The 12,879-nt window shown below is 33.1% G+C and carries 11 protein-coding genes; 5 read left to right on the top strand and 6 right to left on the bottom strand.

Going from position 1 to position 12,879, the window contains the following annotated elements; all coding sequences use genetic code 11:
- Window positions 1-46: 46 nt before the first annotated feature.
- The 3 genes from ACFFGA_RS12030 to ACFFGA_RS12020 form a co-directional block, all read right to left on the bottom strand.
- Window positions 47-718, bottom strand: coding sequence for a putative outer membrane beta-barrel protein (locus tag ACFFGA_RS12030; RefSeq protein ID WP_386064374.1), 672 nt, complete (start codon window positions 716-718; stop codon window positions 47-49).
- Window positions 719-902: 184 nt separating this feature from the next.
- Window positions 903-1,040 carry a hypothetical protein gene (locus ACFFGA_RS12025; RefSeq protein WP_157957276.1) on the bottom strand — a complete coding sequence of 46 codons (138 nt, stop codon included), beginning with the start codon at window positions 1,038-1,040 and terminating at the stop codon, window positions 903-905.
- A 236-nt stretch (window positions 1,041-1,276) separates the two neighbouring features.
- On the bottom strand, window positions 1,277-3,463 hold the full coding sequence (locus ACFFGA_RS12020) for a glutamine synthetase III family protein (RefSeq protein ID WP_386064372.1): 2,187 nt from the start codon (window positions 3,461-3,463) through the stop codon (window positions 1,277-1,279).
- Window positions 3,464-3,641: 178 nt separating this feature from the next.
- Here ACFFGA_RS12020 and ACFFGA_RS12015 point away from each other — a divergent pair, with 178 nt between their 5' ends.
- Window positions 3,642-4,658 (top strand): glutamine synthetase beta-grasp domain-containing protein, encoded by a 1,017-nt coding sequence (locus tag ACFFGA_RS12015; protein WP_386064370.1) that lies wholly within the window; start codon window positions 3,642-3,644, stop codon window positions 4,656-4,658.
- Window positions 4,659-4,711: 53 nt separating this feature from the next.
- Here the strand turns inward: ACFFGA_RS12015 and ACFFGA_RS12010 are convergent, their stop codons facing one another.
- Window positions 4,712-5,662 carry a calcium/sodium antiporter gene (locus ACFFGA_RS12010; protein ID WP_386064368.1) on the bottom strand — a complete coding sequence of 317 codons (951 nt, stop codon included), beginning with the start codon at window positions 5,660-5,662 and terminating at the stop codon, window positions 4,712-4,714.
- 164 nt (window positions 5,663-5,826) lie between these two features.
- On the opposite strand from ACFFGA_RS12010, the gene ACFFGA_RS12005 reads away from it, so the two are divergent.
- Window positions 5,827-6,186: a BlaI/MecI/CopY family transcriptional regulator gene (locus ACFFGA_RS12005; protein WP_386064366.1), complete on the top strand. Its 360-nt coding sequence runs from the start codon at window positions 5,827-5,829 to the stop codon at window positions 6,184-6,186.
- A 107-nt stretch (window positions 6,187-6,293) separates the two neighbouring features.
- Window positions 6,294-8,108 carry a M56 family metallopeptidase gene (locus tag ACFFGA_RS12000; protein WP_386064364.1) on the top strand — a complete coding sequence of 605 codons (1,815 nt, stop codon included), beginning with the start codon at window positions 6,294-6,296 and terminating at the stop codon, window positions 8,106-8,108.
- An 85-nt stretch (window positions 8,109-8,193) separates the two neighbouring features.
- On the opposite strand, the gene ACFFGA_RS11995 is transcribed toward ACFFGA_RS12000, so the two are convergent.
- Window positions 8,194-10,152: an endonuclease gene (locus ACFFGA_RS11995; RefSeq protein ID WP_386064362.1), complete on the bottom strand. Its 1,959-nt coding sequence runs from the start codon at window positions 10,150-10,152 to the stop codon at window positions 8,194-8,196.
- A gap of 599 nt (window positions 10,153-10,751) precedes the next feature.
- Here ACFFGA_RS11995 and ACFFGA_RS11990 point away from each other — a divergent pair.
- Window positions 10,752-10,925 (top strand): SsrA-binding protein, encoded by a 174-nt coding sequence (locus ACFFGA_RS11990; RefSeq protein ID WP_386064360.1) that lies wholly within the window; start codon window positions 10,752-10,754, stop codon window positions 10,923-10,925.
- 58 nt (window positions 10,926-10,983) lie between these two features.
- Here the strand turns inward: ACFFGA_RS11990 and ACFFGA_RS11985 are convergent, their stop codons facing one another.
- Window positions 10,984-11,886 carry an anti-sigma factor gene (locus ACFFGA_RS11985; RefSeq protein WP_386064358.1) on the bottom strand — a complete coding sequence of 301 codons (903 nt, stop codon included), beginning with the start codon at window positions 11,884-11,886 and terminating at the stop codon, window positions 10,984-10,986.
- Between the two features lie 182 nt (window positions 11,887-12,068).
- Between ACFFGA_RS11985 and ACFFGA_RS11980 the strand changes: the two genes are divergently transcribed.
- Window positions 12,069-12,647: a hypothetical protein gene (locus ACFFGA_RS11980; RefSeq protein WP_386064356.1), complete on the top strand. Its 579-nt coding sequence runs from the start codon at window positions 12,069-12,071 to the stop codon at window positions 12,645-12,647.
- Window positions 12,648-12,879 lie beyond the last annotated feature (232 nt).

Raw genomic sequence — 12,879 nt, 5'->3', positions numbered from 1 at the left:
GAAGAATTTTATACTTTGGTACTGCAAAAGTAAGAATTGATATCTATTATTTAATATAATTCGATTGAATTACTGTTTCGACTTCCTCAAGCAGCCTTTCTTTTTTCTTTTTACCACCAAAATAGAAGTTAACACCCAACCCAATTCTAAGAAAACTAATACTACTCTCTTCTAATATTATAGGATTTGCCTCATTGGAAATAACATGGTTATACTCACCAAAAAGTTTAATACCTATTTTTTCAACGGCAATAAACTCAACTCCCAAACCTCCTTGAACTTTTGCGCCTGTGCCCTCAAAGTAATTTGATGCATTATAACCATATCCTCCATAAATAAAAGGACTAACATTGTTATACGGAGTTATAAAATATTCGAGATTTAAATCAAAAGACATGAAGCCTTGGTAATAGGTATCGTCAAACGCAAGGCTATATTTATTGAAACCAAAACTAATTCCAATATGTTCATTTATAAAGCGCTTATAGCCCAACCTAAAATAAGTTTCAAATTCAGGTTTAGGGAAGTCACCACCTAGAAGTGCCGTACCAACTGCTGCATCAAAAGCATTTGTACCGCGCAAATCGAAGAATTCTAATTTTCTATAAAGTTTTTCATTTACCTTTTTGTCCTCTTCTTGCTCCTGAGCATTAACATGGCTCAGTCCGAAAAAAACCACAAAGACAATAAACAAAACGTGCTTATATTTGGTAATCATATAACTTAATTAACAAATAAGTTGACGTCATTTAAGATTAGGGTGCGGCGCAATATAGAAAAATATTCTTCAAATCATAAAAAAATCTAAAATTAAGGCAATAAAAAAAGGACACAACAATAATATATAGTTATGTCCTTTTTTATCCATAAAGGCGATTAAGCCTTTCGAATTATCTTAAATTTTAAGATTCTGTCTGTAGCTCTGGTTGAATGTTTACAACCTCATCTTTTACAACATCTTTTATGTCTTCAGAATTATCCTGAGAAAGAATTAAAGTCGCGCCTACAAGAATAGCTACACTAAGTAGTAACTTCTTCATATTTACAAATATTGATTAATAGCACTTCAAAAATACTAAATTAACTCCTTGTGTAAATGAAGAATCACTGTTTTTTAACAATAAAATATAGGCTTTTCGATAATTAGCCATTGTAATCGACGAACGACACTAAACTGCAATTTAAAATTTAATCAACTACGTATTATTACTTAGATATTAACATAAGGTTATCTCTTTATTAATTAAATTTATGCGTTAAGAATCCTATTTCTTGGCTATTTGGTAAATAATAACTCTCTATACTTAGTTAGTGGCCAGAGCTCGTCGTCTATCATTAATTCTAGCTTGTCACAATGATATCTAATCTCCTCAAAAATTGGTTTTACTTTGTTACAATAGCCACCTGCTTTTTTCTCAATATCATTTAATTTATTTAAAGTTTTACGTTCATCAGTCATTTTGGTAACCAATGAATTAATAGCTTCAATATGACTAGAAATTTCTTCGATGAGAGACAATTGTTCTTTTGCTAAATTTTTAAATTCATCTCCATAAATAGCTTTTAAGCCCGTTACATTTTTTATCAATATATTTTGATAACGGACAGCAGTTGGCACTATATGATTTCTTGCAAGATCACCAATAACACGACTTTCAATTTGAATATGAAGAATATACTCTTCCATTTCTATTTCATAGCGTGCCTCTACCTCTACTTTATTCATTACTCCTAAACTCTCAAAAAGTTCTATTGATGGTTTGGCAACTTTTACCTTTAAAGCTTCTGGAGTGGTTTTGTTATTGCTTAAACCCCTCTTTTTAGCCTCCTTCTCCCATTCATCACTGTAACCATTACCTTCAAACAAGATAGCTTTAGATGTCTTAATATACTCTCTAAGCACATTAAAAATTGCATCATCCTTTTTCATGGATTTTTTGTCTATTAACTCATCTACCTCAGTCTTAAATTCAATTAATTGTTTTGCCACAATTGTATTAAGAACAGTCATAGGATTAGCACAATTTGCCGTAGACCCAACAGCTCTAAATTCAAACTTATTACCCGTAAAGGCAAAAGGAGACGTTCTATTTCTATCTGTATTATCTAAAAGGATTTCAGGAATTTTTCCAACCACATTCAATTTAAGGTCTGTTTTCTCTTTTGGCGATAACTTGCCTTTGGTTACGGTTTCTAATTCTTCTAAAACCCTAGTTAATTGCTCTCCAATAAATACCGAAATAATTGCAGGCGGAGCTTCATTAGCTCCTAATCTATGATCATTACTAGCAGATGCTATTGCAGCTCTTAATAATTCCTCATGAGTTTGTACCGCTTTTATTGTATTAATAAAGAAGGTTAAAAACTGAAGGTTACTCATTGGCGTTTTCCCAGGAGATAGCAAATTAACACCTGTATCTGTACTTAAGCTCCAGTTATTATGTTTACCAGAACCGTTAACACCTGCAAACGGTTTTTCGTGCATTAATACTTTAAACTTGTGACGCTCTGCAACTTTCTGCATGACATCCATAAGTAAAGAGTTATGGTCTACCGCCAAATTAGCCTCTTCAAATATGGGTGCTAATTCAAATTGATTTGGAGCTACTTCATTATGTCTTGTTTTTACAGGAATACCCAATAACATGCATTCGTTTTCTAAATCTCGCATATAAGCCATTGCTCTATTAGGTATGGTTCCAAAATAATGGTCATCTAACTGTTGACCTTTGGCTGGCGAATGTCCAAAAAGGGTTCTTCCTGTTAACATAATGTCTGGTCGCGATGCAGCTAGTGCACTATCAATTAAGAAATACTCTTGCTCCCAGCCTAATGAAGCATTAACTTTCCTTACATTTTTATCAAAATATTTACATACTGCTACAGCTGCGCTATCAACAATTTGAAGCGCTCTTAAAAGAGGTGTTTTATAATCTAGTGCTTCACCTGTATACGAAACAAATACTGTTGGTATGCATAATGTTGTACCATATATAAAAGCTGGAGACGTTGGGTCCCAAGCTGTATAACCTCTAGCTTCAAATGTGTTTCTTATACCTCCGTTTGGAAAACTAGACGCATCTGGCTCTTGCTGCACCAATTGGCTGCCACCAAATTTTTCTATTGCTAATCCATTTCCTATAGTTTCAAAAAAAGCATCATGTTTTTCTGCTGTGGCACCTGTTAAAGGCTGAAACCAATGCGTGTAATGTGTTGCCCCTTTAGAAATAGCCCATTCCTTCATTCCGGTTGAAATATGGTCGGCTATTAATCGGTTTATCTTTGTTCCTTTATTTATTGCTTCAATAACACTAACTAAAGCATCTTTGGTTAAGTATTGACGCATTGCTGTTTCATTAAAGACATTGCCACCAAAAACTTCAGAGCGTCTTTTGGACTCTTTAATCTTTAATGGTACTCTATTTAATGATTCTTTTACTGCGTGAAATCTAAGTGTTGACATATTAATAAATTTTATAGGTCAAAAATACGAATTATTTAATATTTACGATATAGACCCATGTAAAAATAGGGTTATCAACAATTATTAATAACCTTTCGTCTAAAAGACCCTATTTTTTTTGACCAAAAGAAAAAAAACACAATATTTGTACTGCGAATTTATTTAAATTAAATACACAATGAGTAAATCTAAATTAGAGTATATCTGGCTTGATGGTTATAAGCCTACTCAAAACATGAGAAGTAAGACTAAAGTAGTAGATAACTTTAGTGGCAAACTAGAAGATTGCGAAATCTGGTCTTTTGATGGTTCATCAACGAGACAAGCTGAAGGAGGTTCTTCTGACTGTTTATTAAAGCCTGTTGCAATCTATCCAGATCCTGCAAGAAAGAATGGATACTTAGTAATGACTGAAGTTTTAAATGCTGATGGAACACCACACGTTTCTAACGGAAGAGCTACAATTGAGGACGAGGATAATGATTTCTGGTTTGGGTTTGAGCAAGAGTACTTTATTATGGACACTGCTACACAGTTACCTTTAGGTTTCCCAATTGGTGGTTATCCTGCACCTCAAGGAATGTATTATTGTTCTGTTGGTGGAAAAAATACTCATGGTAGAGATTTAGTAGAGGAGCACGCTGATTTATGCATTGCTGCTGGATTAAACTTTGAAGGTATAAACCAAGAGGTTGCTTCTGGTCAGTGGGAATTTCAATTATTTGCTAAAGGAGCAAAGAAAGCTGGTGACGAAATTTGGGTAGCACGTTACTTATTAGATCGTTTAACTGAACAATACGGTTACTATATAGAATATCATCCTAAACCATTAGGAAAAGATATGGATTGGAATGGTTCTGGTATGCACGCTAATTTCTCTAACTCAACATTAAGAACTTGTGGAAGTCGAGAAGTTTATGAAAAAATCTGTGAAGCTTTCAGACCTGTTGTAAAAGAACACATTGCAGTTTATGGTGAGTTTAACGACCAACGTTTAACTGGTTTACACGAAACAGCTTCTATTGATGATTTTAGTTATGGTATTTCAGATAGAGGTGCTTCAATTCGTATTCCTATCATTACTGTAGAAAAAGGCTGGAAAGGTTGGTTAGAAGACAGAAGACCTGCTTCTAATGGTGACCCATACAAAATTGCTGGTAGAATTATTAAAACCGTAAAAAGTGCTAAGATATAAGCAGTTTTAACTACGTATAAACTAAAAAGCTCCAATAGTTATTGGAGCTTTTTTTATGCCAGTGTGATATATATAAATACAATGTACGCTCCAAACAAAAGCATGCCTTTAAGTCGGCCAATCTCAAAACGTTTTGGAATAAGCATCAATGGAATAAGTATAGCAGCAAAGGCAATCATCCAAAAAATATTAGTCGATAAAATTTGAGGAGTATTTGGATTAACCACAATAGGCTTTATAATAGCAGTTAAACCTAATACCGAAGCAATATTAAAAATATTAGAGCCTATTAAATTTCCTAATGAGATAGCTTTTTCCTTTTTAAGCGCTGCAATTACAGAAGCTGCTAACTCTGGCACACTTGTACCAATCGCAATTACGGTAACTGAAATTGCATAATCACTTATACCTACAGCCACAGCTAATCTTTTTGCACCTTCAACGAGCCACTCAGAACCATAGTATAAACCAGCAGATCCAATTAATAACCACATCACAATTTTAAAGTTTGAAACTTCAGCAAGTGCATCATCAACCTCCTCTAAATTAGCTTTTGTTAGCTTTCTAGAACTTCTAATTAATATGATTAAAAAAAGCACCAATGCAATAAACATCACTAAACCTTCAACAGCAGTTAAGACCTCATCGTTCTTCAAAAAATAATAAAGCACAAATGACATTAACATCATCATTGGCCAATTAAGTTTGTAAAAATCTCGATCTACTACAAGTGGAGATATTATCGCTGTAATACCCAATACGAGTCCTATATTAGCTATGTTAGAACCTATAACGTTACCCAAAGCAATATCCGAAACTCCATCTAGAGCAGCTTGGAGACTCACCAACAACTCAGGAGCAGAGGTTGCAAAAGAGACAACCGTCATACCAATTACTAACTTTGAAATTTTAAGCTTAAATGATAACCCAACAGAGGCTCTTACCAAAAAATCACCACCTACTACCAACAAAGCCAAACCAGCTATAACAAGGAATACACTCATCTATTTTTCAATTATTTAATCACGTTTTTAATAAAGTCGCGAAGATAACATTTCATTTTCAAAGCAACTAAAAACTAAAAATTTCGTTAAATAACTATCATTTTAGTTATATAACTACAAAAATAGTTATATTTGAGTTCAACAAAATGAAATTTAATATATCAATGCAAAAACTAACAAATAAGGAAGAAGAGATCATGCACATTTTATGGAAGCTTGAAAAGGCTTTCGTTAAAGATGTATTAGCAGAAATTGAAGACGAAAAACCACACTACAATACACTCTCTACAATCATTAGAAACTTAGAAGAAAAAGGTTATGTTGGTTACAATGCTTTTGGCAAAACACACCAATACTTCCCTATTGTCTCTAAAGAGGATTACAAAACTAAGTTTATGAATACAGCCATTGAAAATTACTTTAATAGCTCGTATAAAAACGTGGTTTCATTTTTTGCTAAAGAAGAAAAAATAAGTGTTGACGAACTGAGGGAAATTATTGCATTAATAGAAAACAAGAAATAACAATGGAATATCTTTTAAAAGCTTCGGCTGTAATAGTAATATTTTATTTGTTTTACTGGCTGTTTTTACAGCGTGAAACATTTTTTCAAACTAACCGCATATACTTGATGGTCGGTATATTAGCATCCGTTTTTATTCCTTTGATTGTTATACCAATCTATGTGGAAATCACCCCTTCTATAGTAGAAACTTCAATGCCTTTTGCTATAAATTCTGAAATTCATCAAACACCTGATACTACTGTGGCATTTGATTGGTTGCAATTATTATTTACAATCTATAGTATTGGAGTTGCATTCTTTCTAAGCAAATTATTAATAGAATTAGCCTCGCTTAAACTCCTATTTAACAAGCATAATTATTATAGAAACGGATCATACCTATTGATAGAAACGGAGAATAACATTCCTCCTTTTTCATTTTTTAATTGGATAGTTTATAATCCAAATAAATATTCTAAGGAAGAATTACAACATATTTTAAATCATGAGAAAGCACACGCTAATGAGCTACACTCTATTGATATCATAATAACTCAATTGGCTTGCGTACTTTTTTGGTTTAACCCTTTTATATGGCTGTACAGAAAAGAAATTCAGCAAAACCTGGAATTCATAGCCGATAAAAAAGCGCAAAATTTTTCAGAATGCGAAAAAAGTTATCAACTCGTATTATTAAAATCGAGTATCCCAAAACACAACCTTTTGGTTACAAACAATTTCTATAATTCACAAATCAAAAAACGAATAATTATGTTACACAAAACAAAATCAAACAGATTAAATGCCTGGAAATATGGATTGATTCTTCCAGCATTAGCACTTTTCTTAATGAGCTTTAATACTAAGGAAGTTTTTATTGAAATCGAAGACCAATTAAATTTGCATAATACACCTCAGATTGAAGCCTCTGTTGAACCAAATAACTTCAATGACCATGTAGACTTTGACAAAGAAACCGAAACGGAGTATTCAAAAAGCACGAATACACCTAAAAAAAATAATCAGAATAATAATTTAACTACTCAAGCTTCTTCTACCAAAGCAGCTAAAAACAGTTCAAATGTTATAGGAGACATCTCAATAACAATAATTGACAAAAACACAACGGATTCTGAATTAGACAAAATTAAAGAAGACCTAAAAAAGCAAGGACTAACGATAAAGTTCAAAAGTGTAAAACGAAATAAAGAAGGTGAGATTATGGCTATTAAAATTGACGCCAAATCAAAAAACTCTAGCACTAATTATCATATAAGCTCAGATGACGAAACCATTGAACCTATTAAAATCGTTTTTGATGAAGAAAACAATACCATCTCTATTGGAAATGGACATGCAAAACATGGCAAAAACACCTATGTTTATGAAACTCGTCATGGTGGCAAACACAAAATTCATAAAACAGGTAGTGGCAGCAATGTCTATGTAATATCTGACGACGAAAACGAACATGATAGTGAATATGAGCATGATGCAAAAGTCATAGTTAGGAGTAATGGAAAAAAAGGCAAACTAAAGAAGGTCAAGCATTCAACTGATGTTCACGTGATATCTGGTGATAATGACGAAGTTATTGAAGTTATCATCGACGAAGATGGTGATGATAAAGAAGTCATAGAAGAAAAAATTATCATCAACGGAAAGGGCAATAGCAAAAATGTTTGGGTTAGTAAAAAAGACGACAGCAATGTCATTATACTTAATGACTCAGACAGTAAAAACAAAATTTACTTTGCCAGCGATGACAATAAGACTCCTTTAATTATCATAGATGGAAAAGAATCGACTAAAGAAGATATGAACAAAATCTTACCAGACGCTATTGAATCCGTAACTGTATTAAAAGACAAAAGTGCATTTGAAAAGTATGGTGATAAAGGAAAAGACGGAGTCCTAATCATTAAAACCAAAAAGGACTAAAATAAATTTCATCAATCAATCAAAACTGAAAAAGCCAAACTATTTAATTTAGTTTGGCTTTTTCTATTAAAAACGATTGTTAGTTTTAGTCTTTAATCACTTTCTTAATTATAGAGCGGTTATTATGTGTCAGTTTTACTAAATACAAACCAGATGTAATATCTAAATCTATATAATTATTTACTGCGGTAAAAGTCCTTAAAAGCTTCCCTTCAACCGAAAACACTTCAACAAGTTCAACATTATTTAATCCTAAAATATAAAGCCTTCCATTTGTCGGATTAGGATACATAGTTATCTCAGAAAATTCGTTATCGTCTATACTCAACGACTGATCCCAAGTATCACCTACATTGTTTCCCCATATATATTCCACCAACAACGGTTGATCTATAAACGGGTTTCTATTTTTTTGCCAATTGTAAACAACATTATTTCTGTTCATTTCAAAATCGTCTGGCGGATCGTTTCTATGCCAATCTAACAAAGTAGCCAAATCACCAAACTGACCAGTAACCTCCGGAAAACCATTTACAACTTCGAGTCCGTTATAGCGAATCTCCATATACAACACGCTACGTGCTACATCACCTCTAAAACTACCCAAAGTTCCGCTAGGACCTGTATATTGTCCATAATGCTGATTACCACGCGAACTGTTTTCTGCGGCATCTGCTGCTCGTAATGCATGAGCATCTGAATTACCATGACGAAGTGAATCTGCTTTTGTCGTCCAAAACACATCAATACCATCTGCAATTTCGTCTTCTTCAATATCGAAAAAACCACCTCTAGATCTTGGATAAGTATGTTCCCTATTCCATTTACCAGCGTTACTACTCCCTGTCTGAATATCTAATTTAGCGCGACCTTCTTCCGTATACAACAACCAAACCTGGTTACTGTTTTCTGGGTTTTGATCTGCTTCATTTAAAATATCAATAACATCTGCATAGGTCTGTGCTCTCACAATCGTAGGATCTGCAATAATATCCTGAAGCGCCTGTCTTAAAGCTACATCTGCTAAACCATCTAAACTATCGTAATATCCTTCTGGTTGGGTACTCTGTACTATTCCTGTAGTAGGATTAAGAGGAGTTCCCCAAGCCGCAATTGTAAAATCATTATCCACAATCCTTACCTCAACAAAATTATTTGAAGGCACAATAGGTTCTATCAAGTCCACAAACTTTATTAGCAATACCTCATCACCTTCATCAGCAGAATCATCAACGATACTTATTGTTGTGCTGGTTGTATTTTGGCCATTTGGTATCATTAAACTTAAATTTCCTGTAAAATCGGATGTATTAAAGCCAAAATTATTCAGGCTTATTGTAAAGTTTAAATCTGAAGTTACATTGGTTTCAGAAATAAATGTGATATCAAAACTCTCACCTTCATCATACTGACTTTCAGCTACAGAAATAAATACAGGATTTATTGGAATACCAGAGCCATCATTTTCGCGTCGAGGTGTTGGTGTGGCTGTAGAATATGATTCATTATCCATACCATCAACAAAACGTTGAATAGACCTAGGATTGGCATTTGTACCATTATCATTATACTGAATTGTTTCGCCCAATAACGTCAACAAATCTGTATCATCCGCATCGTTTGTCCCATAAACCATAGCATCTATAAGATTTGTTTGCGTTGCCAAAGTACCTTCTGGAAAATCGTTTACTGAAGCTTGATACACACCAAGTGCATCTGCTCCGTTTTGAATAACATTTTCTGATATTAATACTTGAGGAAAAGGCGAAACTCCTTCACTGCCTATCACTAACAAACCATTGTTATCTGTTGTATAACCATCCAAATCTATAACCATGTAACTGGAATCTGCTCCACTAGAAGAACCATTAAAAAACACTAAAATATAGCCATCAGTAGAAAAATTTGGCGTTGCAGATTTTAACTCTATAAACTCAGCCGTATCTGTACTAGGGGAATCAGGATCGAACTCGTTTATCACTAAAACCTGAGCATAGGTTGTTAAGGAAACAAACAGAATAAATAAAATAATGATTTTCTTCATTTTCATGTTTTTTACAAAGATAAACTTAAAATGAAGCAAAAATGTTAAGTAAATATTATTTACAAAAAGCTACTAAAAAATACTATGAGTTTTATCAGTAAAATAAATTTCAAAAAGATGAAATGCCCAAATAATGGCATTTTAAAGATGAAATGCCTCTACGATTTTAAAATTCATTCAAAAAATGCCCTTTAAACATATAAATTTATAACCTCAATCATCGTTTATAGTTACAAATAATAAATCTTTTGTAGGCAAGTCACAAATTATAGTAATAATTATCATCATTTTACTTATAAATATAAATGCAATTTCATCGATTTTTACAAAAACGTTTGGAAGATTATTCGTTGCGGATATATATTGAAAACTCAATCAAAAAATGTAAAACGAATATTAACCTCAAAACCAAAAAAATTATGATGACAATAGCTAAATTGATTATTGATATTATTTTCTCAATATTCTAAATTAAAAACCGACCAAAACCAACAACCAATTAAAAAAGTAAAACTTAGTTCTAGAATAAGTTTTACTATTTTTGTCACTAAATGACAACACGCAAAAGCATCAAGTACTTTTGCAACCATCAAAAAAACATGAAGAAATCTATCTTTAAGCTTATTGCAAAAGCCAACAAGGCAATTCTTCCAAGTTTTACTAAAAAGCAATTAGACCTAAGCAAAGCTACGAAGCTTCAGCTTGCTATTATCGGTTGGCGCGCTTACATAACAAAAAATGCTTTAGAAGAAAAAAAGACTACCGATTGGTAGCCTTTTAATAAACTCAATTTAATCTATCGCATTAGCGGCAAATTTACTTTCTCAATTATTAATTTCTTGTTACAGAACCAGATAAAGTTTCCACTGGCCCATCACCCATATTTATTACCGTATGGTTCATAGCGTCCGACGGTACAACATGCGCTAAAGGCTTTAATGTAAATGGCGCAGTACTGTTATCTGGATAAGGTTCTACAGATATTACCACTGTTCTGCCTTTTAAATCCGTAGGAAAAGTTAGTCCAGTAGGTGCATTTTGCAAATAATCTTCACCGGGATAACCTGGTCCATTACCTGAATCTCCTTTAAAAATTGATGTTACAGCATTATCATCCGCACTCTCTGCGTCTGTAAATGTTCCTGTACTTATTGGCGTACCATCGAAAACTACCCATCCTTCATATTTCCAGCCATCTGCTAAAGTTGGCAAGCTTAAACCTGCCACAACAGATGGAGCATTGGTATTGTCTAAAAACCAAACACCACTAGCTTCATTGGTATCATCCATGTCTGTTGGTGTCGCTAGAATATATTTTCCTGTTGAAGCTCCTAAAGCGGATAAACTACTTCCTAAAGCCACAACTATATTATCAGAATTAACACTGGCTACATTGCCCGAAAAGTTTCCAGCTAATAATTTAGTTGCTGCAGGAGCAGGATCTGGATCTACTGCTGGCTCAATAGATAAAACAAATGTTGTTGCATTTTCTAATTGAACTGAATTTACTGGAAATGTCTGAGGAAAAGTTACACTAGAGAATGTCCCAGTACTAACCGGTTGACCATCGACTATAATCCAACCTTCATAAACATAATCACTTCCTAAGGCTTCCAAACCTTGAAAATTCAAGGTTAAATTTGATGTTGTTGACGCATTACTATCGTCATCGCTACTACAGGATACTGCAAATAAACTTAATGCTAGTAATCCTAAAAATGTTTTTTTAATCATTGCTCGTTATTTAAATTGTTCATCACAAATTTAGAATAGCGACACTGATTAAAATGTTAGGTGGCTAACACTAGCCATTTTTTTTATAAAATTTTACAACCAATGATACTTTGACATTCTTTTTGCATTTTTTTGACACAAGTGTTTTCAACCTTCTTTATCTTATCCAAAAAATATATACTATGAAAAAACTAGCAATGCTATTGATTCTTTTAATATGGTGTAACGCTAATACCCAAGAAAACGAACAACTATCAATATTAGAAGCAGATAGTACTTGGGCAAAGGAAATCATTAAATTTCCTATAGACTGGGCACCAAAAATGACACTAACTGGTTTTGAAGAATTGAGGTTTCATAAAGATTGGTCCAATAAAGAAAATGATGGCTTTTGGTCTTTAGTAATTGCTTGGAGCATTAAGGCTGACGCTCCATTAAATGTTAAAACTATTGAACTTAATTTTGATGCTTATTTTGATGGTCTTATGAAACCCAACCACTGGTCTTCAGATTTTCCAGACCCTAACGTATTGTTTATTAAAAATGAAACTGACAATGAAGTCTATATAGGAAAAATGAGGTTATTTGATGGTTTTCATACTGGAAACGTCATCGACATTAATATAGTAGCACAGCAGCATTTTTGTAAATCCCAAAAAATTTCCATAATTATCTTTAAGTTGTCACCTCAAGAGATTGACCACTCTATTTGGGAAACATTAGATACTATTAAGTTGAAATCTGGAGCTTGTGATATTTAGATATAAAAAAGGATTACTATACATTCTAAATGTTGTATTGAAATAACTTCAACAAAAAAAACGCTCAAGCGAGCTTGGCGTTTTTTCTAATTGTAGTATTTATTCGTGACCTCGACAGGATTAAGCAATATCTCCAAAACCCTTTTAGGTCGCACAACTCTATTTTTAGTGGGACTGCAGTGGGACAATTTTAAGTTATAATTAATAATATTTTATTATTTTATCCGTTAAT

It is taken from the genome of Winogradskyella pulchriflava (assembly GCF_042434315.1).
Lineage (GTDB): Bacteria > Bacteroidota > Bacteroidia > Flavobacteriales > Flavobacteriaceae > Winogradskyella > Winogradskyella pulchriflava.
Note: the sequence above shows the minus strand (reverse complement) of the source record. Positions and strands in the feature narration are given on the sequence as shown.

Excerpts from the sequence above, each read along its gene's own strand:
- ACFFGA_RS12010 (WP_386064368.1), bottom strand. The coding sequence starts at position 5,662 with ATGAGTGTATTCCTTGTTATAGCTGGTTTGGCTTTGTTGGTAGTAGGT.
- ACFFGA_RS12025 (WP_157957276.1), bottom strand. The coding sequence starts at position 1,040 with ATGAAGAAGTTACTACTTAGTGTAGCTATTCTTGTAGGCGCGACTTTA.
- ACFFGA_RS12005 (WP_386064366.1), top strand. The coding sequence starts at position 5,827 with ATGCAAAAACTAACAAATAAGGAAGAAGAGATCATGCACATTTTATGG.
- ACFFGA_RS12020 (WP_386064372.1), bottom strand. The coding sequence starts at position 3,463 with ATGTCAACACTTAGATTTCACGCAGTAAAAGAATCATTAAATAGAGTA.
- ACFFGA_RS11995 (WP_386064362.1), bottom strand. The coding sequence starts at position 10,152 with ATGAAGAAAATCATTATTTTATTTATTCTGTTTGTTTCCTTAACAACC.
- ACFFGA_RS11980 (WP_386064356.1), top strand. The coding sequence starts at position 12,069 with ATGAAAAAACTAGCAATGCTATTGATTCTTTTAATATGGTGTAACGCT.
- ACFFGA_RS12015 (WP_386064370.1), top strand. The coding sequence starts at position 3,642 with ATGAGTAAATCTAAATTAGAGTATATCTGGCTTGATGGTTATAAGCCT.
- ACFFGA_RS11985 (WP_386064358.1), bottom strand. The coding sequence starts at position 11,886 with ATGATTAAAAAAACATTTTTAGGATTACTAGCATTAAGTTTATTTGCA.
- ACFFGA_RS12030 (WP_386064374.1), bottom strand. The coding sequence starts at position 718 with ATGATTACCAAATATAAGCACGTTTTGTTTATTGTCTTTGTGGTTTTT.
- ACFFGA_RS12000 (WP_386064364.1), top strand. The coding sequence starts at position 6,294 with ATGGTCGGTATATTAGCATCCGTTTTTATTCCTTTGATTGTTATACCA.
- ACFFGA_RS11990 (WP_386064360.1), top strand. The coding sequence starts at position 10,752 with ATGAAGAAATCTATCTTTAAGCTTATTGCAAAAGCCAACAAGGCAATT.